Source organism: Terriglobales bacterium (assembly GCA_035567895.1).
In the GTDB taxonomy this organism is placed as follows: Bacteria; Acidobacteriota; Terriglobia; order Terriglobales; family Acidobacteriaceae; genus Gp1-AA112.
This window is the reverse complement of sequence record DATMPC010000009.1, coordinates 1-23,740: the sequence shown is the minus strand read 5'-3', so window position 1 is coordinate 23,740 and position 23,740 is coordinate 1. Positions and strand designations below refer to the sequence as shown.

17 protein-coding genes are annotated in these 23,740 nt (G+C 56.0%); 12 read left to right on the top strand and 5 right to left on the bottom strand.

The features are described 5' to 3' along the window. The first annotated feature begins 291 nt into the window (after positions 1-291). Entirely contained in the window at positions 292-2,727 is a 2,436-nt protein-coding gene (locus VNX88_01945) for an ABC transporter permease (GenBank protein ID HWY67392.1), read from the top strand. Between the two features lie 5 nt (positions 2,728-2,732). Here the strand turns inward: VNX88_01945 and VNX88_01940 are convergent, their stop codons facing one another. Genes VNX88_01940 through VNX88_01930 form a run of 3 tightly spaced genes read right to left on the bottom strand, consistent with a single transcriptional unit; the run spans position 2,733 to position 5,884 of the window. Beyond that, the gene (locus VNX88_01940; GenBank protein ID HWY67391.1) at positions 2,733-3,455 is read right to left on the bottom strand and encodes an amino acid racemase; all 723 of its coding nucleotides are present in this window, start codon (positions 3,453-3,455) and stop codon (positions 2,733-2,735) included. Positions 3,456-3,474: 19 nt separating this feature from the next. After that, a complete protein-coding gene (locus tag VNX88_01935) occupies positions 3,475-4,374 on the bottom strand; it encodes a metallophosphoesterase (protein HWY67390.1) in 900 nt (299 codons plus the stop codon). A 55-nt stretch (positions 4,375-4,429) separates the two neighbouring features. After that, positions 4,430-5,884, bottom strand: a complete 1,455-nt coding sequence (locus VNX88_01930; protein ID HWY67389.1) for a hypothetical protein — start codon at positions 5,882-5,884, stop codon at positions 4,430-4,432. 208 nt (positions 5,885-6,092) lie between these two features. On the opposite strand from VNX88_01930, the gene tssK (VNX88_01925) reads away from it, so the two are divergent. The 4 genes from tssK (VNX88_01925) to VNX88_01910 all read left to right on the top strand — a co-directional run bounded on the left by tssK (VNX88_01925) (position 6,093) and on the right by VNX88_01910 (position 13,091). Continuing rightward, complete coding sequence (gene tssK / locus VNX88_01925) at positions 6,093-7,445, top strand: type VI secretion system baseplate subunit TssK (GenBank protein HWY67388.1); 1,353 nt, start codon at positions 6,093-6,095, stop codon at positions 7,443-7,445. A gap of 41 nt (positions 7,446-7,486) precedes the next feature. Further along, complete coding sequence (locus VNX88_01920; protein HWY67387.1) at positions 7,487-8,179, top strand: DotU family type IV/VI secretion system protein; 693 nt, start codon at positions 7,487-7,489, stop codon at positions 8,177-8,179. Positions 8,180-8,261: 82 nt separating this feature from the next. After that, a complete protein-coding gene (locus VNX88_01915; protein ID HWY67386.1) occupies positions 8,262-11,648 on the top strand; it encodes an ImcF-related family protein in 3,387 nt (1,128 codons plus the stop codon). A 195-nt stretch (positions 11,649-11,843) separates the two neighbouring features. Next, entirely contained in the window at positions 11,844-13,091 is a 1,248-nt protein-coding gene (locus VNX88_01910) for an inner membrane CreD family protein (GenBank protein ID HWY67385.1), read from the top strand. A 1,173-nt stretch (positions 13,092-14,264) separates the two neighbouring features. On the opposite strand, the gene VNX88_01905 is transcribed toward VNX88_01910, so the two are convergent. Together VNX88_01905 and tssK (VNX88_01900) are read right to left on the bottom strand one after the other, a co-directional pair. After that, the gene (locus VNX88_01905) at positions 14,265-15,392 is read right to left on the bottom strand and encodes a cation:proton antiporter (GenBank protein ID HWY67384.1); all 1,128 of its coding nucleotides are present in this window, start codon (positions 15,390-15,392) and stop codon (positions 14,265-14,267) included. Positions 15,393-15,798: 406 nt separating this feature from the next. Next, positions 15,799-17,157, bottom strand: coding sequence for a type VI secretion system baseplate subunit TssK (gene tssK / locus VNX88_01900; protein ID HWY67383.1), 1,359 nt, complete (start codon positions 17,155-17,157; stop codon positions 15,799-15,801). A 374-nt stretch (positions 17,158-17,531) separates the two neighbouring features. On the opposite strand from tssK (VNX88_01900), the gene tssB reads away from it, so the two are divergent. From tssB to VNX88_01865, 7 genes are all read left to right on the top strand, one after another. Next, positions 17,532-18,062, top strand: coding sequence for a type VI secretion system contractile sheath small subunit (gene tssB / locus VNX88_01895; GenBank protein ID HWY67382.1), 531 nt, complete (start codon positions 17,532-17,534; stop codon positions 18,060-18,062). After that, positions 18,055-19,539 carry a type VI secretion system contractile sheath large subunit gene (gene tssC, locus VNX88_01890; protein ID HWY67381.1) on the top strand — a complete coding sequence of 495 codons (1,485 nt, stop codon included), beginning with the start codon at positions 18,055-18,057 and terminating at the stop codon, positions 19,537-19,539. The genes tssB and tssC overlap by 8 nt, the downstream gene beginning before the upstream one ends. A 70-nt stretch (positions 19,540-19,609) precedes the next feature. Next, entirely contained in the window at positions 19,610-20,098 is a 489-nt protein-coding gene (locus tag VNX88_01885; protein HWY67380.1) for a type VI secretion system tube protein Hcp, read from the top strand. 7 nt (positions 20,099-20,105) lie between these two features. Then, the gene (locus VNX88_01880; GenBank protein ID HWY67379.1) at positions 20,106-20,831 is read left to right on the top strand and encodes a type VI secretion system accessory protein TagJ; all 726 of its coding nucleotides are present in this window, start codon (positions 20,106-20,108) and stop codon (positions 20,829-20,831) included. Continuing rightward, positions 20,818-22,620: a type VI secretion system protein TssA gene (gene tssA / locus VNX88_01875; GenBank protein ID HWY67378.1), complete on the top strand. Its 1,803-nt coding sequence runs from the start codon at positions 20,818-20,820 to the stop codon at positions 22,618-22,620. The genes VNX88_01880 and tssA overlap by 14 nt, the downstream gene beginning before the upstream one ends. A 15-nt stretch (positions 22,621-22,635) precedes the next feature. Continuing rightward, positions 22,636-23,154 (top strand): type VI secretion system baseplate subunit TssE, encoded by a 519-nt coding sequence (tssE, locus tag VNX88_01870; GenBank protein HWY67377.1) that lies wholly within the window; start codon positions 22,636-22,638, stop codon positions 23,152-23,154. Position 23,155: 1 nt separating this feature from the next. Then, on the top strand, positions 23,156-23,740 hold a 585-nt coding region (locus tag VNX88_01865; GenBank protein HWY67376.1), incomplete at its 3' end, for a type VI secretion system baseplate subunit TssF.

The following is a 23,740-nucleotide window of genomic DNA, read 5'->3' as shown; positions in this document are numbered from 1 at the left end:
CAATAACCGCCGAGAGTGGCAAAAATCTTGCGAAAGCGGTTGAGCTTCATCCCGCTCCAGCCTCCCTTCATCCTCGTGTTGTGGGCCGTTCCATCAGTTTTCGGTTCAAGCCGCACTGTTCGCAGGCGAACACTCGTGAAGCGCATTGCAGATGTCATTCCAGTTCGGACAAGGTGAAATCGGACCCTTGTTGAACGATCAGCATAATCGCGAAAAACAGGTCCAACCTTTCCTGCTCTTTTCGGTCTAACACTTGCCCATTCCATCTCGGGTCTCACGACGGGAGACATTATGCAAGCGTTGATTCAAGACCTCCGCTTTGCTCTGCGGCAGTTGCGCACCTCACCTGGATTTGCGATCGTCGCGATTCTTTCTCTTGCGCTGGGAATCGGCGCTACCTGTGCGGTGTTCAGTGTCGTGTACGCCGTCTTAGTGAATCCGTATCCTTACGCGAACTCGGATCGCATGGTTCATCTCGTTGTGAAGGACAAAGGTGGGAACCCGCGATGGATTAGCTTCACGGGACCGCAGCTGCAGGAATTTCGCAAAGCGAATTCAGTCGAGAGCGTTTCCGGGATGGACGAGTGGAATCTCACGACGACCGGTGGCGATCTGCCTGAAGACCTCACTGCTATTTATTTCACTGGGAACGCCTTCAACCATTTTGGCGTTCCGATGCTGTTCGGTCGTGGCCTGCTTCCGACGGATGCGCCCGAAGGTCAGGATCCGCAGCCGGTCGCAGTGCTGGGATACCAGTTTTGGATACGCCACTACAACGCCGATCCGGGCGTGGTCGGCAAGACGATTCAGTTAACGCATAAGTCTTACGCCGTGGTCGGAGTTGCTCCTCCGCGCTTTACCTGGGGCGACGGAGACGTGTATCTGCCGTGGAAATTCACCAATGATCCAGCGCGAACAGTGATGCCTCAGGTCAGGCTGAAGCCTGGAGTGAGTCACGCCGCGGCAAATGCGGAGTTCCAGATTCTGTTGGAGCAGTTTGCGAAGGAAACGCCAAAGCATTTTCCAGAACAGTTCAAGACGGCGATTCAAGGACTTAACGATCAATTCATCGAACGGTTGGGAGGAACGCTCCGCCTGCTCTTCATTGCGGTTGCGTTGCTGTTGCTGATTGGCTGTGGCAACGTGTCTATCCTGTTGTTGGCTCGGGGAACTACCCGTCAGCATGAAATGGCCGTGAGATCAGCGATCGGCGCTGCCGGCAGCAGAATTCTCCGTCAGCTCCTGACCGAGTCGTTACTCCTCTCCTTTACTGGCACTCTGCTGGGTGTTCTGGTCGGATATGGACTGCTGGCGGTCATTGTTAAGTGGCTCCCCGCGTTTTCATTCCCGCACGAAGCTGCCATCAAGATGAATCTTCCGGTGCTCGTATTCAGCGCCGGTCTCGCGCTGTTGACTGGAATCGCGTTCGGAATCGCACCCGCGCTGCGATCTTCTCGTCCTGATATCGCACAGGTCATGCAATCAAGTACACGCAAGATGACCGCCGGCGTCAAAGGCCGGCGCATGCACACCGGCTTGATTGCTGGACAAATGGCGTTGACTCTGCTGCTGCTTGCTTCGGCCGGAGCGGCGATGCAGGCATTCGTGCGCATGATGCACGTGGAACTCGGCTATGATCCGCACAACGTGATGTCAGTTGGGATTCCAGTTCACGACAATACCTACACAACTTGGCGGGCGCGCGCTACCTATTTCGACCAGCTGCGACAGAAGATTGCCGCGATGCCGGAGGTAGTTTCTGCTGGCATTTCCACGAATGCTACTCCCCCCGACAACGGTTGGGAGCAGCGCTTTGAGATTTCCGGCAAGCCCTCGGCGGAGCGGCAGCGGGCGGCGTTGAACTTTATCAGTCCCGAATACTTTTCTGTACTGCACATTCCTTTGCTGCAGGGCAGAATTTTCGATCAGACCGAAACTGCTCACGGGGCGCGCGTTGCTGTGATCAGCAAGACTATGGCTCAGCAGTATTTCCCAAACGGGGACGCCGTCGGCAATCAGTTCCGTATTCCTGAATTGAAAGGTGAGCCGCCGTTTCAGCTCTCTGTTCCAGAAAGCGATTCCTGGATACAGATTGTAGGTGTGGTGGGAGACGCTCGCGACGATGGGCTCAGCAAACCGATTAAGCCGCAGTTTTACTTGCCCTACACCGTGATGATGCCAGTATGGACGCAAGTCCTCGTGCGCACGCATAACGATCCCCTTGCATTGCTTCGGTCGGTTCGCCAGCAAATACAGACTATCGATCCAGATCAGCAGACATTCAGGGAAACGAGGAGCCTCGAAGAATGGATCAAGAATCAGCAGGAATATGCCCGAGAGCACATGATCGCGTTTCTTTTTGCCTTGTTTGGACTACTCGCCCTGGGATTGGCTGCTACGGGGCTCTACAGCGTCGTGTCTTACACGGTGGCGCAGCGCACCGGAGAGTTCGGAATTCGCATGGCGTTGGGCGCCATGCGCGAAGACGTAGTCATGATGGTCTTTCGCTCGGCGGCGGTCAGCGTTGGCTCGGGAGTTCTGGCGGGACTCATTCTCGCGCTTGCACTCAACCGGCTGCTGGCAAGTTGGATAGAAGGCAGTTCACGCAATCCTCTCGTACTGTTGGCGGTCACGTTTCTGCTGATTGCCGCATCGGCCGTTGCATGTCTCATGCCTGCACGGCGCGCATCATCAGTCGATCCAATGGAGGCGTTGCGCTACGAATAGAAACTTCAGTCGGCCGAGGAGGCGAGAACCGATGTGTCCTCCATTCCGAGCGCATACTTCACCGCAGCCTGGGCAAGCAATCGCGTCGAATCCAGAGTAGGCAGAGGGCAATCGTCTGGTCTGACCAAAAGAGGAATCTCGGTGCAGCCAAGTATTACGCAGTCACACCCTTTGTCTTTCAGCCGTGAGATTACCTGGTTGTATCGGAGCCTGGACGTTTCAGGAAAGGTGCCGCGGACGAGTTCGCTCCAGATCACGTCATCGATAATCTGCTGATCCTCAGGAACTGGCGGGAGCACGTCCATGGAGTGGCGCCGGAAAACATCCCGATACATAGGCCCATTCATGGTGAAGCGAGTGCCGAGTAGTCCCGCCTTCTTCCAGCCGCTTCGCTCGGCATCGTTTGCCACAACCTCGCCGATGTGCAGCCAGGGAATCGGCGATCGATCGATGAAATACTCCCAGGAGAGGTGACAGGAATTGTCGGGACAGATGGCAAAATCGGCTCCAGCTTCCGCAACCACTTTGGCCAACTTCAGCATGAACTCCCCAACCTTCCGGTAGTCGCGGGCGTTGAATGCAGGCATCCACTCGCCCATTGCAATCGAGTGCATTGTGATTGTGGGATGGTTGTAATCGCCGACGTACTGTTCGGCGACTTGAGCGATGGTCCGATAGCAGAGCGCAGCACCCTCGGCGCTGCAGGCGACAATTCCTATGTGCTTCATAAGTTACAACTCAAAATCTCTACGCCGCACGAAGAGTGACCAGCGTGACTTCAGGAGGACAGAGAAAACGAAAAGGAAGTCCTACAGTTCCAATGCCGCGATTGGTATACAACTGCAAGCCTCCCACACGGTAGTACCCCTCATAGTATTTGATTCCCATCGGAGGCAAATAAAGCGGCGCCAGACCCGGAGCCCGTACTTGCCCACCGTGAGAATGGCCGGAAAACTGAACGTCGATTCCTAACTTCGCTGACTGGTCTACGATATCGGGTTCGTGAGCCAACAGGATCTTGATTTCCCCTTGTGGAACGCTAGCTACAGCCGCATCGATATCGCAATTCGACTCGAGAGCATCGTTCGTGCCCAAGAGCCAGAGCCTGCCTCCATCCTGCTCGATTGCATGATTCGAATTCTGCAGAAGCGAAATGCCGCGAGAGGTCAACTGCTCTGCGACAAAGTTTGGATTCGTCACAGCGTCGTGATTTCCCAGGACGGCGAATGATCCAAGCCTGGATTGCAATCGCGCAAGCACTTTGGCGCACGGGTCAGCTTTTTTCGCAGCGGATCGTTTGCCGCCAATCGCAGGCTCAGTAACAAAGTCGCCGAGTAACGCAACCATGTCCGGATGCAGGCGGTTCACGGCGTCCACTGCAGCGCCGATTTCCCGCTCACCCGTATATGGACCGAAATGCAGGTCCGAAAGCAGAGCTATCTTGAAGCCGTCAAAAGCTGGGGAAAGTCGTTCAAGCTTGAGTGTCACATGCCTGACGTCAATCTCATTCGGTTCGATTGCCCAGGCGTAATCGGCCAGTCCCAAACCGGCTGTCCCCGCCACGAGCGAAGCCCGTTTCAGGAATGCTCGACGCGAGAGTTTTGGTGGAACTGGAGCACCTGGCGGCACGACAGGAAGACTGATCACGGCTTCCTTAGATTACCTAAGAAACGCGGCACGAGGGTTATACCCGAGTAGGACGTCAGCGCTTTAGCGCAAAGAGCAGGATCAAGAGCACGGCGATCAAGAAAAGGACATTGAGTCCAATGATGAGCGGCAGGTAAGTCAGAATCTTCGATTCCGCTTTGGGAACTGGCACCGGGGCCACAGCTGGAGGAAATGCTGTCGGCACAGCCGGTACTTGCGGAGGTTGCCATGCGAAAGGCGGAGCTTGCTGTGCTTGGACCTGCGGTGCTTGCCACTGTGGAGCGGCTTGGGGCATTGGAGGTGTACCTAACTGTTGAGCAGGCGCGGGTGTGATGCCGGGCATCGAGGGTGCCGAAGCGGTTGGCCACGCAATCGGAGGAGCTCCGGGAAAACCTGGCGCTTGTCCCGTCGGCGCGGGAGTACTTGCTGCTGGGGTCTGCTGTAATTCCTTCAATTGACGAGGACTTACGATCCGTGTGTACTCGCTTGGACCCGCTGGCAGCGGAGCCATAGCCGGCGCTGCACTTTCTCCGGTGAACAGTCTTGTTGCTCCTGCTTGCGGCGTAGCTCCAGGACCAGCCGAAGATGGCTTTGACGTAAGACCGCCAGAGATCATCTGGGTGAGTTCCCCGGCAGGCTTTGGTGACACTGGGCTTGGCCGAGCGGGGGCTGCAGAACCCTTGAAAAGTTGCGTAAAGCCGCCTTGCGTAGACTCAGTGGTTGGCGGCACGACAGGTGACGGCGCAGCCGGCTGTGCCGAAACCGAGGGTGCCTTGAAGAGTTCCGTAAACCCGCCGGCACCCGAACCGGTGAAAGGTGTCGGTGCTGAAGCTGGCTTCGGTCCCGGCGCGGTGGAGTCGCCCTTGAACAGTTCAGTGAATCGCCCGGCTCCCGGTTGAGCAGACAAAGGAGAAACCGGTAGCTGCGCCGCCGGTGCTGAGGGAGCTTGTGATTGTGGTTTGAAAAGCTCGGTAAATCCCGGCGTTTTGGATGCCGCCGTCCTAGATTCGAACGGGCTCACAAGAGCCGTGGGCTTCTGAGGTTCAGGTACAGAAGCCGCGGGCCTTTGCGAATCAAACATTTCCGTGAATCCGCTCGGCATTGATTCCTTCGCGGCAGGGGCGGTTGTGGCCGAACGATCAAAGACCCGCGTTACCTCAGTCGGGGATTCGGAGGGCTGACTTCCAGCAGCCGAGTTGGATCCGAACATCGTGGTGAACGATTCGGGAAGGCCAGTTGGCGGTTGACCCCCTCTGTCCAAGGGTTCCGGAACAGAACCGGAATGCACAACATCACGGATGGGAGCGAATGCATCCGTGCTCCCAAACTGAGCCGTAAAGGGGGTTGGGGATTTCGGACTCACCGACTCGAAAGCAGCCGATGCACTCGTGCCCGCGCCACCGCCCATAAAGGACTGAGTAAACGAACCCGGAGCTTTGGGTTTCTCGTCCTCGGTTCTTGGGGGAAAGAACTCGTCATCGTCTCGATTCGAATTCGCGTTGTTCGACACCTATTCCTCGACTGTTTGGCGCTTGCCTAACATAGGAGTACGAGCCGCTAGCTTACTCTGGTTGTCCTTGACAGTAAAGGAGAACCCGCATACGATGCAGTTCCCAAATCACTTCAGTTTTTACCCTCGGTCCTTCAACTTGAGGGTCAGTGTGGTGTTGTCGAATTTTCATTCACCAGGGACCCGGGCAAAGCCTGCGGATTGAGTTATGAAATCACTTTCCCGGGTTGTGTGGTCCGAGGGAATGTATCTCGGCCCGCACCACTTCCAGACGCAAAGCCGGTATTTCGAAGACTCCATCCACTTCGCCGTGGAACAGTGTTGGTTCGAACCTTGGGGCCTGGTGTCCTGCCGGCTCGACGAATCTGCGATCCAGAATGGCCGCGTCGCATTGCTTGGCGCGCATGGCATCTTCGAAGATGGCTTAGTCTTCGACATGCCAGAATCCGACGAACTGCCTGACTCCCGCGACATCCGCGAGCAGTTTTCCCCTCTGAGCCAGGAGATGTTGATCATGCTGGCGGTTCCAAGGCGGCGAGCGGGTCAGGCGAACTGCGACCTGGAAGGCAGAAACGGTTCAGTTCGCTACGTTGCCGTGAAGCGAGCCGTCTCAGATATCAATAATGGAAGCGACGAAAAAGAAGTTCGCGTTGGGCAGAAGAATATCCGCATTCTGGTTGAATCCGAGTGTGACGATTCCTTGCTGACTATCCCCATCGCGCGGGTCCGCCGTGACGGAGCCGGGCACCTTGTCTACGACAGTAAATTCATCCCGCCGTGTACGAAACTTACGGCGAGTCCTCAACTCCTCGCGATCGTGAGGCGATTGCTGGAGACACTTCAGGAAAAGCAAAAATTTTTTTCCCGCACGCAGAATGCGGCCGGTGTCTTTCAGGCCGGGACACGCCAGCTTGATGTTGCGAACTTTTGGTTTTTGCACACGGTGAACGGAGCCATTGCCGCACTGCGGCACCTCTACACCTCGAAGCGTGGCCATCCGGAAGAGCTGTTTGGCCAGTTGTCTCGCATTGCCGGAGAGTTGTGCACGTTTGGCATGGATTCGCATCCCGACAATCTGCCGCTCTACGACCATCGGCAACTCGAGCAATGTTTTGGCGCCTTGGAAGCTCATATCCGGACTCATCTTGAAATCCTGGTACCCACGAATACGGTCAACATCCAGTTGGTTCCGGTGCAGCGTAACTTCTATCGAGGTGTTGTCCAGGATCAGCGCTGCTTAGGCCGATCGACGTGGGTACTCGGAGTTCGCTCAGCAGGAAGTGAGGCACGCCTGATCGCACGCGGACCCGAAATCGTGAAAGTGTGCTCGCACGAATGGATAAGCAAGTTAGTCGCACGGGCATTGCCCGGACTGGTAATGAGACACCTGACCGTTCCCCCAGCGGCAATTTCGCCGAAAGTTGAATTCCAATACTTCTCGCTCGACAAGATGGGACCATGTTGGGACCATATCGCCAGCACGCGGGAAGTGGGAGTTTACGTTCCGGACGATCTTCCCTCGGTCGAGCTTGAACTGCAGGTTGTCCTGCAGACTCAGTGATGGTTGAGCCGGACATCCGTTCTTCAAACAGGGGAGGCCCCATGCCTGCTGAAGCTATAGAGAGAAGATCGAACCTGGCACTCAGTTTTCAGGAGATATTCACCGCAATTGTCCGTCTGCGTTTCAATCGCCAGGCCGTATCGAGTGCCGACAGCTTTCGCGAGCACATGCGCAATGCGCTCCGCACTGCCTCGCAGGAAGCTGTGCAAAAAGGCTACAACGTTGACGACGTGAAGTTAGCCGCATTCGCCGTCATCGCATTCCTGGACGAATCTGTCCTGGCTTCCACGAACGCTGTGTTTTCTACCTGGTCGCGATTACCGTTTCAGGAAGAGCTATTTGGTCAACACATGGGAGGCGAAGCCTTCTTCCAGTATGTGCAGCAACTGCTCGCGCGTCGTGACTCCGCTGAAACTGCTGACGTCCTCGAAGTCTTCCATCTGGGCTTGTTATTGGGATACCGGGGTCGGTATGGAATGGGTTCGTCCGGCGAATTGCACGGCGTTATGGATAGCATTCGCGACAAGATTCATCGCATTCGCGGCTCGAACGCTCCCCTGTCGCCGCAGTGGGCTATCCCTGCCGAAGCGGCTCCCCCCAGGCGTTCCGACCCGTGGGTGAGCAGGATGGTCATGGCCGCCGTCGCGACTGCGGCCATCACGTTAGTGGCCTATGCTGCTTTCCTGTTTGGGTTGATTTCTGGCGCCTCAACGCTTCATGGGATTGCCGGATAGCCGCAGCGGTCAGCAGCCCGATTTGGGAATCACAAGGAATTCATGACGCTGCAGCGTGCAAGCGTCCTGTAAGGGGCTCAAAATGGGGATCTATATCATCACCGCCGTCCTACTGCTTGTCTGCCTGATCATTTCATGGCTGGTTGGCTCGATCCTGCACCTGCAAGGCACGAGCCTGTGGTTGCTGCGTGGGATCCTCTCGCTGCTCTGCATCGCCGGGGCTGGTCTGTTTCTCTGGTTTCATCGCAAGGTGAAGCGAGAAGAATCTGGAGCCGGAATAGCTGCTGCGGGGACGGAAATTGATGTCTTACTGCGTGAAGCAGACAGAAAGCTCAAGGCGTCGCGGGCAGCCTCGGCCACTATCGCGTCGATGCCGGTGATCTTCATTCTTGGCGAAAGTGGGAGCGCCAAGACTTCCGTCATGCTGCACTCCGGGCTGGAGCCTGAGCTTCTCGCGGGACAGGTGTACGACGGCTCAGACATTGCATCAACAAGTTTCCTTAATGTGTGGTTTGCCCGGAAAACTGTATTCATTGAAGTCTCGGCGAAAATCTCCTCCGATCCTCCCAGTTGGGCTCGCGTTCTGCAAAAAACTCGTCCCAGTCAGATCAAGTCCGCTTTTGGAAAGGGACAATTTGCGTCCCGCGCGGTGCTCATGTGCTTCGACAGCGAGCGATTCTCCTCCGGTGGGGATGCTCTCGCCGTGTCGGCACGCCGGTTTGCCTCACGTCTGAGAGAGATGGCTGCTTCGCTGGGAGCAGATTTCCCCGTGTACACGCTGTTCTCGCGGATGGACAGGTTGCCGCACTTCACCGAATACGTTTCCAATCTCACTCAAGCCGAATCCGGCGAGGTCCTCGGTGTAACGCTTCCGCGCCGTACCGGTAGTCAAGGGCTCTTTGTTGAGGAAGAGAACAATCGCATCAGCCGAACTTTCGATCAACTGGTTTACTCGCTGTCAGAAAAACGGATCGAATATCTGCCGCGTGAGGCCGCAGCGGAGCGGTTGCCGTCCATCTATGAATTTCCGCGCGAGCTCCGCAAGCTGCGGAGTATCGCTTCGCAGTTCCTCATCGAACTAACTAAGCCAACGCAGCTCGGTGCCAACTGCTTTCTTCGTGGTTTCTATTTTTCAGGTGTGAGACCTGTAGTTGTGATGGAGTCGGTAGCGACAGCCGTGCCTGCCGCTACCGCAGTTGCCGGAGGAGGTGCTACTCGGATGTTCAGAGCTGCCGACATCCAGGTGGCTGCTCAACCTGCTGGACGCGTCGTGCAATCGCGCAAGGTCCCGGAATGGACCTTTCTGCCGCATTTATTCAATGAGGTGATTCTGCGAGATCGCGGAGCCCTGGGCGTAAGTGGCCAGAGCGCTCATATACAAGTCACGCGCCGAATCGTGTTCGGGATGGCTGCGCTTGTCTGTCTAGTGGTGTTGGCCCTGGCAGCGGTTTCGTTTACCAACAATCGCGTGCTCGAGCAGAGTATCGCCGCGTCCGCTGAGTCTCTATCGCGTTCCGTTCCCGGGCCCACCGACACCCCATCACTCGACCAACTGCAGGAGCTGGAGAAGATCCGCGCTGCGCTCGTTGATCTGCAGACATACAGCAAAGATGGTGCGCCGTTCAGTTATCGCATGGGCCTCTATTCCGGCGATCGCATCTACCCGGACGCCCACAAGCTGTACTTCCGCTACTTCCAGCGTCTGCTTCTTTCGCCCGCCCAGGCGAGCATGCTCGCAAACCTGAAGCAGCCTCCGACGACCCGCAGTAGCGACGATTTTCAGCAGATGTATGCCACGCTGAAGACTTATTTGATCACCACTTCGCACCATGAGAAGGCGGAGTGGCCCGGGTTTGTTCCGGCGCTACTCGATCGATCCAATGCATTTCGACGAACGACCGATCCCGCTACGCAAGACCTGATCCGCAAGCAGGTTGCGTTTTACTCCGCTGATCTGATTGCGGCGAACCCGTTTTCTTCGGAGATCGATGCTTCGGCCGTAAATCAAGGTCGCGCATATCTAAAGCAGTTCAGCGGAATTGAGGCGATCTACCAGGCAATGCTCGACGATGCCGGACGCGGAAAAGCACCAGTGAATTTCAACCGCCAGTTTCCCGGATCGGCACAAGTGGTTGTCGATACGTACGAAGTTCCGGCAGCGTTTACCAAGAACGCATTTCAGGCCATGCAGAAGTCTATGCAGAATCCCGAGAAGTTCAGCGGAGAGGAATGGGTCCTTGGCCCGCAGACTTCGCTGAACATTCCGCTGGACTCATTGCGCGCTCAACTCGCGCAGCGCTACTACGGCGATTACGCGGCCAAGTGGCGCACCTTTCTGCGATCGGCACACGTGGTCGGGTATGGAGGGCTGAAAGACGCGGCTGCGAAGCTCTCGCGACTCGTAGCCAACGACTCTCCCCTGCTCGGACTATTCTGGGTTGCGAAGGAGAACACCGCCGTGGAGGCTCCAGCCATTCGCGACGTTTTTGATTCGGTGCAGACGCTGGCCAAGGATTCCACGGCTGAGAAATTTGTAGGTTCAGGGAACCAGCCATATATGGGAGCTCTATCGCAGCTGCAATCGGTGATCACCGCAGTCTCCAGCGCTCCCAAGCCCGATCCGGCATTGCTCGGGCAGGGATCGCAAGCTGCTTCGGGCGCGCACAGCGCAGTAACGCAGATCGCGCAGAGCTTCCGCATCGACACGCAAGGACGAATCGACGCGCAAGTCAAGCAGCTGATGGAAGAGCCGATCGTTCGGACCGAAGGTGTATTGCGCGCCGCCGGAGGCGCAGGCGCCGAAGATGTCTGCCGCATCGTGAACCAGGTAACGGCAAAGTATCCGTTCAATTCCAGAGCAAGCCAAAGAGCTACGTTGCAGGAAGTCCAGGATCTGTTCCGTCCCCAAACGGGAACGCTCTGGACGCTCTACGATGCTCAGCTTAAGAGCATCCTGCTGCGCCAGGGAAATCAGTTTGTCTCAACTGGCACAGTACCGGTTTCGCCTCGATTCATTGGATTCATGCAGCGAGCGGCAGAATTTACCGACACGCTATTCCCGAACGGTTCTCCAACAATCCGGCTGGCATTTGCGTTGCGCCAGCTTCCGAGCAAGGGTATCGATCAAGCCACGATCGTGATCGATGGTCAAACGCTCGCCAGCACTGCGCGTCAGCAGTTTGTCTGGACTGGAAGCGACGCCTCCAGTGTCTCGCTCACCGCCACTTCCGGCGCGGTAACTCTGCCGCCGCTCACCGGTCAAGGACCGTGGTCGCTCTTCGAGTTCTTCGAAAGCGCCGACTGGACGGGCAGCAATCCGGCAACGCTGGAATGGCCGCTACAACTTCAGTTCGGCCACAAGAACATCAGCGAAGGCGCCCGCACCGCAGTTCGCTATGAACTCGATACCCAGGGCGCACAGGTCTTCAGAAAGGGATTCTTGGACGGCCTGCGCTGCGCCGCAAGATAGTCCAAACTCCGTAGTACAATGTACTCTGTAATGTAAAGTTAACTGAGGCGGGCAGCGTGTCAGGTACGACACGCTGCGTGTCTCCCCTGCCACATCACGGAATCGGAACGACCCTGCAGGCGTTTTGTTTGCAATCGCGGGGCATGTGGCAGGCACTTTGCAGTCCCAGGGTGCAAACGAACGGAGGGATTTCCTGTGTCAAAGCGAATTGCAGCAATTGTGTTCATTTGGCTATGTACAACGGTGGCATGGATTGTTCTCGGCGAAACCATCTTCTCGCGCACGTATTCGTCCGACGAGAAGTTACAGTCCCGAGTGGGATCCACGTGGGGTACGAAGCAGGAACAGGGTCCGCCATGGGTGCACTACTCAAGGAACGAACCGAGGCTCGTGGAAATCGAAAGCAATGGAAAGAAGACGGTTCGGACCGAGCATGTAGTGGTTAGCTACAGTCTTCCTCTCGAGAGCAGCCAAATCAATGTCGATCTGGGCCTCTCACATCGCCAGAAAGGACTCCTCTGGTACAGCACCTATGTGGTGAAGTTCGCGGGCGTCTTCAGCTTCACTAACAATAGCTCCGACGAGCAGATGGTGACGTTCTCCCTCCCATTTCCGGCGCAGCAGGCGATTTACGATGGCCTGATCATGGAGGTCAATGGACGCCCGCTTCCTTTGAGCACAAACAGCTCCAGCGCTTCAGGACAGACTGCTGTCAAAGCCGGCGAGACCGCGATTCTGCGAGTCGGCTATCGATCGCAGGGGATAGATGCCTGGAACTACAAGCTTGGGGACGATGTGGCGCAGGCGAAAAACTTCTCGCTCAACATGACGACCAATTTCAAGGACATCGACTTCGCTACTAACACGCTTTCGCCGACGGAAAAACATCAGACCGCACATGGATGGGAGTTGACCTGGAAGTACGTCAACTTACTCTCCGGGTTCCAGATTGGGATGTCGATGCCGGAGAAGCTGCAACCCGGACCACTCGCCGGACAGATCAGCTACTTTGCTCCGGTCTCACTCTTCTTTTTCTTCTTCCTGATCTTCATAATCACGACGCTGCGGAACATCGATCTGCATCCGATGAACTACTTCTTCCTGGCAGGCGCGTTCTTCGCCTTCCACCTGCTCTTGGCATATCTGGTGGACCACATCTCGATCCATCTGGCGTTCGTCATCTGCTCCGTAGTCTCGATTTTTCTGGTGATTAGTTATCTGCGCCTTGTGATTGGGATGCGCTTCGCCGCGCTCGAAGCAGGCACGGCGCAATTGGTCTACCTGGTGCTCTTTTCCTACGCGTTCTTCTTCAAAGGCTTTACCGGACTCGCAATCACCATTGGCGCGATCATCACCCTCTTTGTAGTGATGCAAGCCACTGGACGAATCAAGTGGTCTGAGAAGTTTGCGAGCTATGGAGCATCGCCACAGCTCGCAAGATGAAGTCCGCCGAAATTGGACAGTTGAGCACTCAGGAGTGTCAGGAGTGAAGGGCAAGTGGAGTCTTGCGAGAATCATTGGATGCGCAGCTACAGGTGTAATTTTCTTGGCATGGGGGGCGCTGTCGGGGAATGTGGAACAGCGCTCTACGAGTCCGGATGAGCGAGTCATTGCAGAAGTGCGGCAATACACTTTCACCCCGGCTACGGAGGCCGCTCAGACCAGAGTTGAGGTCAGGTCTCGCTTTGGGCTGTTCAACCACACCGTGTTTGAAGGACCGAATTATGGTGCAGACGTGCAGATTTCTTGGGTGAATTCGAAAACTCTGCGAATAAAGTGTGTGAACTCTAACAATTTCAGAACTGTATCTACAGAACAACAATGGGGGCCGGTCTCGATCGAATACGACATGCAGTGATGTCGACGATAGATTCGACGGCTCCCTGACGTTTCATTACTCAGTAGTGCGATGGGGTAGCTTCTTGCTGTTTCTCTGAGCATCGGGACTTCTGAGTTCCTGCAGCTCGCTTTCACCGATCACAAATTCTGTGGAGCCGCAAACCAAGCACACTGAGAGCATCGGAAACACGAACACAGCTGGCCGGTCGAGATTCTCAAAACCGGGGATGTGGACGCATACCTCCGCCCTAAAATGACTTTTAACTGAGTGGCACGAACACGCCATCTGACACCTCACTACCCCTCACGATCTCGCGCCTTAGGGACGCTAGAATTGCATTCAGATGGTTGATAACCCTGCTTGCATGAGGTTCTCTTTCCTAATTTGTCTACTCCGGACTTACTTCCGGCGGCTGGCTTACCTCGCTCTCATGCTCTTTAAGCGACAGTCAAGAACGCCAGTCGATGCATCAGCGCGTCCGTCGTACAAGTAAATGCACCGCGGGGACCAAATAATCAGGAGCTGCTTAATCTCGCAGATCGTGTGAGTTACGGTCCGGTTCGGGAATTGACAGTGCTGACTCTGCGTTGATCGGCGGACAGAGCTGTCGATACAACGACAAGAGCAAAGGGCGAATCGATGACAAAGTGCCGCATGCTTATACTCTGCAGGAGGTAAGCTCCGCGATTGGGAATCTATCTGGTTGCACAATTTTGAGCGAAGCTTCAACAGTCAAAGGAAATTCAGAACCGCGACCGTGTCCAGTACTCCGCTCTTTACTTAATCGTGCGAGCAAGAATGGGGCCTAGCAGCGCGAGCAGCAGAACGTAGGCGGCGGATAGAGCTTCGAGTCGTGGTTCGAGCGTTGCTCCCAGGCCAGCGATGACGATGGAGAATTCTCCACGTGCTATTAACACAACGCCTGCGCGGAGTGCTGCCCGGGTGTCGGCTCCCAGGCGACGAGCTGCCCAATATCCTGAAGCTATCTTTGTAATCGCGGTCACAAGGCCAAGTCCGGCTGCGATCCCAAGCACTGAGATCAACGATGCCGGATTGATCTGCAGGCCGAAGAAGAAGAAAAAGATTGCAGCGAAGAAGTCGCGCAACGGCGCCATCAGGCGATGCGATTGTTCCCGCATTGGTCCTGAGACGGCGATGCCGACGAGAAAGGCTCCGATCGCAGCCGACACTTGAAGACGCTGTGCGATACCGCCAACCAGAAGAACCGTGCCTAGGACCGAGAGGAGGATGATCTCGTCGGACTGGTGTGCCGCGAAGCGACTCAAGCTCTGACCGTACCGGACGGCGATGAACAGGACCAGGAATACGGCGGTCACTGCGATCGATACCGAAATGGCAATTCGTGTGGGATCGCCGCCAACGAGAAGGACAGCCACTATTGGAAGATAGACCGCCATGGCCAGGTCTTCGAGCACGAGCACGGATAAGATGGCAGGCGTTTCTTGATTATTGAGCCGTCCGAGTTCAGACAGGATCTTTGCGATCACGCCTGAGGAGGAGATGTACGTTATGCCTCCCAGAAGTACTGCTGCAAGTGGTTTCCAGCCGAGCAGTAACCCCGCTATGAAGCCCGGCGGAAAGTTTAAAAGGAGGTCGACAACGCCCGGCGCGATGCCGCGTCTCAGACTGTTCTTCAGGTCTTCTCCGGTGTACTCGAGTCCGAGCATGAACAGGAGAAGCAGAACCCCAATCTCGGCGCCGATGTGAATGAAGTCCGCACTGACTTTGAGCGGAGCCAACCCGCCATTTCCGAATGCCAGCCCAGCGAGCAGGTAAAGCGGTATGGCAGAGAAGCCCCAACGATTGGCGAGGCGCGCCAATATTGCCAGGCCGAGTATCGCTGCTCCTAATTCGACGAAAACCAGGGAAACGTCAGGGGCCATTCGGGCGTCCTTGGGTTAGAGAGTAACGCAGCAAGTGGCCTGAAGATGGTGGCACTCGTCGTACTCGAATCTTCCTTGTTTCCCCTTAATTTTTGTGGTACCACGGTAGTTGTGTGTATTCAAGCAGAATCGGTCGTTCGTTATCGGGAAGCTGGAAGATGGGAGCAGAATTAACTGTGCGAGCAGAATACATTCCCTGCAGGTTTCCTGCTAATTCCCTGAGCGGTTGCGAATCGCCTGTATTCATGCGGCTTTCGCGATTAAAATTTTTTCTTCGGGAAAATTTCCCTACGTTATTCCCTGAAGCAGGGAACTCGCTGTGTTCGAGGATCAAGTTGTCAGGCACGTGAGTACAAGAAGCTCAATCTTGCCAAGCGAACCGCAGTAGAGACTCATCTCGAGGCCGCTAGCTTCTCCCTTTGACGGGCAATAGAATCACCAGCTCCAATTCCACATTCCGAAACTCCGCAGGCGCGTAGACACCAATATTTCTCGCTCGCTGGACGCCTTCCCAGACTGAACCTGACGTGTCGAGGCTGAAGTATTTGTATTTAAGCTTGACTGGAATCTCCGAAGGTGGAGCGGAAAGGTGCGTCAGCTTCAGCCCTGCCATGGCGTGACGGACTATCTCTTCTACGTATCCTGCGGCTCCCACTTTCATTAGCTGCGGAGTGCGAGTGATCAGATCTGCGTCTTTCATCTCCGCGCTTACTGCGAGGTAGAGGCGCGTGTCCTTGAGATATTTGTCGTCTTCGATCGCAGCGGCGTAAATGGACTCGCGCACGAACTTGAGCGGGATCGAGACGAAGTTCGTGGGAACCACTTCATCCAGCAAAATGCGAATCTTTTCGTTCAAGTCGCGGAAGCAGTCGCCGAGGTTCTCGTGATCGTAGTCGCGCAGATCGCGGGACTGGATGGTTAGGGAAAAAGTCGTGAGGGCGCCTGCAAGCTCAAGCATCGCCGAGTACATTTGCTCGGGATGAACTACCGACCGATGCAGCAGATGGCGGAATACCGGCAGATGGGAGTTGACGGTGTAGAGGAGCCAGAAGCTGGCAACATCGGCTGCCGTGAAGTCGGCCAGGCTTTGGTTCTTCTGCTTCCGGGCGCTTGCCAGTACGCTGCTTCGGGCTGCGAGTCTCTCCACCAGCGATCGGAGCATGCCGAGGAGAAAGTCGCTACCGTGAACATCGATTAGTGGTGGGACATAGCCGGGGACCAGCCGGTAAGTGCCGTCGGCGGTTTGCTCGACTTCAGCGATCTGCATTACCGTGCTGCCTTCGCGGCTCTCCGTGTCAACCAGCAGGCGCAGGTTCTTGCGCGCAATCTGGATTGGTTTCTCCGAAGTGCCTGAATTTTCGTCACGTAGCATGCGGGTCTCCGCCACATAGCGCGCCTTGATGTCGGAACGCTGGCTTACGTTCACTCCTCCCAGATGCTGTTCCGGCACAGCTAGAAAGACGCCGATCTCGCGCTTTTCCTCGCTGAAGAACCCGTTGAGCTGACGGGATGAGGGAGCCGCATCGGGCCCAGGGAAGTCGAACAATAGGCCATCGGGCATTACGCCTGCACCGGCTGTGATGCTGAGTAGTCCCTCTGTCAGTTTGCTTTCATCGATTTGCAGCCTTGAGAACCCCCAGAACCGGAAAGATAGCGATTCGAAGAAGAAGCGCAGGCTGTCTTCGACATAACGGTCTTGAATTTGTAGATGTTGCGGGGTGAGGAAGGTGCCCTTGGACCAGATGACGTGCTGCAGTTGTTTCATCGCGACGGAAACGGACAGCCGATGCTCCATGAATATGCCGGGAGTATACCCGAGTGCCGGATTTGCCCTGGGAGGAGAAGGGGCACATCCGTGAGCGGGGAAAAAATCGTAAGCCAAATGTAACTATTTGTCAGCAAAGTTTCGCTTCGGGAAGCTTCCCATTTTTTTTCCAGGGGTGGAGCTGCAGAGAGTAGTTGACTCCGGCTCGGCGTGAGATATAATCCGGCACCGAATTAAATTAACAACCTCCGGGTGTCCCCCTTCCCGTAAGGCTGCCAGCATCGGTGTGTTCGCTCGCGCAGATCGCCGTTGCATTTTTTAACTTCAGGAATTAAATCCAGGGCCAGTCAGACTGTCCCTCCATGGGGTTGCATATGGGCAGAGAAAGCACACAACAAAAACTGTCTCGTGTTCGTTCACCGCGCGTGCACATCACCTACGACGTTGAAGTCGGCGACGCGATCGAATTAAAGGAACTCCCATTTGTCATGGGTGTTCTCGGCGACTTTACCGGGCACGCCGAACAGCCGCTTCCGAAACTGATGGAGCGGAAGTTCGTCGAAGTGAATCCGGACAACTTCGACCAGGTGCTCGACAAGATGAATCCGCACCTCGCATTCTCGGTCGAAAACAAATTGAGCGACGATCCCGATTCGAAACTCAAAGTCAATCTCAACTTTCATGAGCTGGGGGATTTTGAGCCGGAGCAGGTTGCGAATCAAGTAGGCCCGCTCAAGGAGCTGTTGGATCTGCGGCGTAAACTCGCCGACCTTCGTGGAAGCTTGCAGGGCAACGAGAAGCTCGACGAGATTCTGCAGGATGTAGTCGGCAACACCGAGAAGCGTCAGAAACTGAGTGCAGAACTGGGCCTGGAACAGGGCAGTAATGGAGGCAACAATGGCTGAGGCAGCGAAGTCCGCGGCAGCGGCAGCACAGGCGGTTGAACAATCGAGTCTGCTGGATCGGATCGTCGAAGAAGGACGGTTTACGTACAGCGACGCGGCGCGCGAGCGTGGCAAAGACCTGGTCAAGACGTTTGTCCAGGAAGTTTTGCAGCGCGCGGCGACAGTTCCGAAAGATGCAGAGACGGCGATCAACGCTCGCATCGCGCAAATCGACAAGCTGGTTTCAGCGCAGCTCAACGAAGTGATGCATCATCCGGATTTTCAGAAGTTGGAAGGAAGCTGGCGCGGACTGAGATATCTCCTTGATCAGAGTGAGACCGGTGAAGGGCTGAAGATCAAGATCTTCAATGTGAAGAAGACCGAGCTGCTGCGGGATCTGCAGCGGGCAGCCGAGTTCGATCAAAGCGCACTCTTCAAGAAAGTCTACGAGGAGGAATTCGGTGTCTTTGGTGGAGCTCCATTCTCAGCATTGGTCGGCGATTTTGAGTTCGGTCCAAAGCCGGAGGACATGGAGTTGCTAGAGAAAGTTGCGCAGGTCGCCGCCTCCGCACATGCGCCGTTCCTGTCGGCAGCAGCCCCGGACATGATCAACCTCGACACTTTTACCAATCTCGGCTCGCATCGCGATATCGGCAAGGTCTTCGACAACTCGGCGTATGCCAAGTGGAAATCTTTCCGTCAATCGGACGACTCGCGCTACGTTGGACTCACGCTGCCTCATGTTTTGATGCGTCTGCCCTACGGTGCCGACACCAAGCCGGTGGAAGCGTTTTCCTACGAAGAGGGTGTCGAAGGCACCGATCATTCCAAGTATCTGTGGGGCAATGCTGCCTACGCCATGGGCGCCCGGCTTACCGGCGCGTTCGCCAAGCACGGATGGTGCGCGGCGATTCGCGGCGTGGAAGGTGGCGGACTGGTCGAAGGTCTGCCCGCTCACACCTTCCGGACAGACGAAGGCGATGTTGCTCTGAAGTGCCCAACGGAAGTTGCGATCACTGATCGGCGCGAAAAGGAACTAGCCGACAACGGGTTCATCCCGCTGGTGCACTGCAAGAACACGGATTACGCTGCGTTCTTCAGTGTGCAGTCGTGCAACAAGCCGAAGACGTATGACAAGGAAGCTGCGAACGCCAACGCACGGTTGTCAGCGCAGCTACCGTACATCTTCGCTATGTCAAGATTCGCTCATTACCTGAAAGCGATGATGCGCGATAAGCTCGGTTCCTTTATGTCCCGTTCGGATTGCCAGAGATTCCTGAACCAATGGATCAACAATTACGTTTGCGCCGATGACAACGCGAGTCAGTCCGTCAAAGCGCAACTCCCATTGCGGGAAGCGGCGATCGAAGTTCAGGAGATACCGGGCAAGCCAGGTGCTTATCGGGCAATTGCGTTTCTCAAGCCGCACTTCCAGCTTGATGAACTTTCCGTGTCGTTACGTTTGGTTGCCGATCTTCCCGCTTCAGCACGGAAGTAACTGAAGCCGGATGGTTGTGAAATCTAACTGACGCAGTGGATTCGTTACTGAGACAGAGGAGATAAAGAAAATGGCCTTGGTTGATTATTTTTTGAAGATCGACGGCATTGAAGGCGAGAGCCAAGATGCCAAACACAAAGGCTCGATTGATGTCCAGAGCTTTTCCTGGAGCGAGCAGCAGACCGGCAGTCATGTCGCCGGCGGCGGAGGCGGAGCGGGCAAAGTCAGCATGGGTGACTTCCACTTCGTCATGAACGTTAACAAAGCAAGTCCGAAGTTGATGCTGGCTTGCGCAACCGGTGAGCACATCAAGAAGGCAGTCCTGACTTGCCGCAAAGCGGGAAAGGATCAGCAGGAGTTTTACAAGATCACCCTGTCCGATCTCCTGGTCAGCAGCTTCCAGACCGCCGGAAGTGGACACAGTGACATAGTGCCCAACGATTCAATCTCTCTCAACTACGCAAAGATCGAGTGGGAATACAAAGAGCAGAAGGCCGATGGCACGCTGGGTGGATCAGTTAAGGCTGGCTACGACCTGAAGGCAAACAAGGTAGCCTAGGAGTCCGATGACGGCCGCAGAGCTTTTTCGGGCAGGAAGACTGCAACAAGCGATTGAGGCGCTTGGCGAGGAGGTGCGAAATGCCCCTCTCGACGCCAAGCGCCGCACCTTCTTGTTTGAACTGCTTTGTTTTGCCGGCGAGTACGATCGGGCCGAAAAGCACTTATCCATTCTTGCTGACAGTAGTCAGGCAGCGGGAATGGGCGCTCTGCTTTATCGCTCGGCCCTGCACGCCGAACGAGAACGGCAGCAGATGTTCGCTGATCGCAAATTCCCTATGGCGCACAAAGTCCCGTTGCGGAGCATCAGCCGTGGAGGCGAGTTTGGCCAGGCATTCGGCGATGCTGATCCAAGAATTGGTGGCGCGCTGGAATTGTTTGTTGCCGGCTCGTATACGTGGGTCGCGCTCGAACAGATTGCCCGAATCGAGATTCCCAAACCGAAACGCCTGCGCGATCTACTTTGGACGCCTGCGATTGTCACCACAACGCCGGAGTACAAGGCGATGGAACTAGGTGAAGTGCTCGTGCCTGCAATTTCGCCGCTGTCCTGGCAGAACCAGGATGATGATGTCCGGTTAGGACGCACTACGGTCTGGATCGAAGATGAGACGTATGCCGACGTCCCGGTCGGGCAGAAACTATTTGTGCTAGACGGGCAAGAGATCCCCATTCTGGAACTGGGAACCATCGAGTTCGAGGATGCACTGGGAGCAGGCCGTGCCGCTTCGTGATGATCTCCTCAATCCCATTCCTGGAAACAATCCCTGCGGGGAGAACCTCCGATACGATCCCGTATACGATAAGATCAAGGAAGCCCGTTTCGAAGATGAGGACGATGCTCCACAAGGAGAATGGCAGCGGGCACGAAAGAAGGCGGATTTCCCGCTCGTCATAAAGCTCGCCAGCGACGCTCTCACGAAAAAAAGTAAAGATCTCCAACTGGCCGCATGGCTGGGCGAAGCCACGTTACGGCGGGAAAGCTTCGCCGCTCTTCCCGAAAGCATTTCTCTCCTTCAGAAAATGCAAGAGCAGTACTGGGAGAATTGCTATCCCGAGATTGAGGACGGCAGTCCCGAATTGCGTTGCGCCCCACAAGAGTGGTTCGCGGCCCGATGCGACTACATTCTCCGCCGCCTGCCAATCACCAAGAGCGGTCTTGCCTGGATCGACTATCAAACCAAAAAAACTGTCCCTACAGAAGACGACGCAAAGGCTGACGAGAAGAAAAACGAGACTCGCGAAGAAGCCGTAAAGGACGGCAAGCTCACGCCGGAAGAGTGGAACGAAGCCTTTGCGGCGACTCCGAAAGAATTTTACGAACAGCTTGTCGCTTCACTCGATGCCTCGCTAGAGGCAACAGCTTCTTTAGATCAGTTCTGCGACGAAAAGTATGGGAACGACGGCCCGAGTCTCGGCAAGCTTCGCGCTGTTCTCGAGGAGATGAAGGTCCTCGCGAATGTCCTGTACACCGAAAAGGGCGGTCCGGATTCGGAAGAGCAGCCGGCCGAAGAAATCCCAGGCGCGGAGTTCGGCGCGGAATCTGCTTCTGGCGATGCCGGTGCCGCAGCCGCGCCTGCACGCGCCAAATCGGGAGCAACGTGGGCGGAACCGGCAGATCCCGAGGCGGCAGCCGCGCTCGTCGCTCGCATCGCCGATTACTTGCGCCGCCAGGATCCGTCTCAAGTCGCTCCCTATCTTCTTATTCGCGCTTTGCGTTGGAGTGAGTTGCGCTGGCATGGCGACAGTCTCGATGAGGCGTTTCTTGCCAGTCCGTCTACCGAAACAAGACAGCTGTTGCGGGCGATGCAGCGCGAAGGCAATTGGGAAGGATTGTTGAATGGCACGGAAGCAGGCATGGCAACACCGAGTGGGCGCGCGTGGCTCGATCTGCAACGATACGCGTGGGAAGCCTGCTACAACCTGTCATACTCCGCTGTAGCGAAGGCAATTTGCTCCGAGACGCGAGCGCTGCTGCTGGATTATCCAGACCTGCCCTCCGCCACGTTGAGCGACGGTACAACCGCTGCTGACAAACAAACGCTCGACTGGCTGCGTGACAACGTGCTCCTGCCACAGGGTGCTCAAGTGGAGCAGGCCGCTCCGGTTTCTGAGTACGCGGAGACGCAGCCCGCTGGTGAGAACGGCCATGCCGATTACTTCGAAGTCGCGATGCAATTGGCTAAGTCTGGCCACGTAGCGGAGGCGATCGATGGATTTGCTCGCGAGGCAGCTCGCGAATCTTCGGGACGTGAGCGCTTCCGCCGGCAGTTACAGATGGCGCAGATATGTCTCGCTACTCAGCATTTCACGTTGGCGTATCCGATTTTGCAGGGACTTGCACAAGAGATCGAGAGGCGTAATTTACTCGACTGGGAAGATCCCGCGTTTTTGGCGCAAGTCTTGGCCATGCTGGTGCAGTGCATCGACCGCACAACGCGTGATCAGCAGGAACGGTCGCGTGCCTACAGTTTGTTATGCCGGCTTGGACCGGTTGCGGCACTGCAATTTGAAAAATCCTGATCCAGGAAAACAACCTTGCCCATTGCGGATATCGACGGCTTTCCCACTCCATCGCTGATCGATCGGCTCAGCAGCGACGAACCGGATTTCTACGACTCGACAAACATCGATGCCAGCGGCCAACTTCGCCGGCAGACCAACAAGGCCAAGAGCAGGGAAGCGGTGCGGCGCTACGAGGACTCCGTTCGCAGAGATCTGGAGTGGTTATTCAACTCGAGGCGAGTAGAGGACGATCGCCTGGAGAGATATCCGCAAGTCCGGAGCAGCGTCTTCTGCTATGGCATTCCCGATTTGAACTCGGAAGATCCTTCGCGTACTCACGACAAAGACGAGTTGCTCCACAACATGGAGGATGCGGTGGCGCGCTTCGATCGGCGCTTGCGCGACCTGACGATCGAATTCGGTTCCCAAGTCCTTGGCAGTCATCTGCTCCACTTCCACATCGCGGGCGTCGTGATGATGGACCCGGTCCCGGCGGAGGTGGCATTCCAAAGTTCGCTCGATCCAACCAACGGCGAATGTAAGGTGAGTTGACGTGGCAGGCATCCGGGAAGACCTTCTCAACTACTACGAGCGCGAATTGACTTACATCCGCCAGATGGGTGCGGAGTGGGCGCGTAAGTATCCAAAGCTCGCCGGCCGGCTGCTCATGGAACCGGATCGATGCGAGGATCCTCACGTCGAGCGACTCCTCGAAGGCTTTGCTCTGCTGGCTGCGCGCGTACACCTAAAGATTAACGACGACTTCCCTGAGATCAGCTCGGCACTGCTCGAATGCTTATTTCCCCACTACATTCGCCCCGTACCCTCGATGACGGTGGTGGAATGCCAGCTTGATCCTGAGCAGGGCAAACTTTCTACCGGTTTGCGCATACCAGCGGGCTCGACCGTTCAGTCGAACCGGGTGAACGGAGTCGCGTGCAAGTTTCGCACTGCGTACGAGTCGACGATCTGGCCGCTTCAAGTCAAGGCGGCGACCTTCCGCTCCAGCGAAGGGATGTTTCAGCCCGCAGGTACAGGCACCGCGACCGCCGCTCTAAACGTGCACTTGGAGTGCATGCCGGATGTGTTCTTTCAGAAACTCGAATTGAACTCGCTGCGGTTCTACCTATCAGGCGAG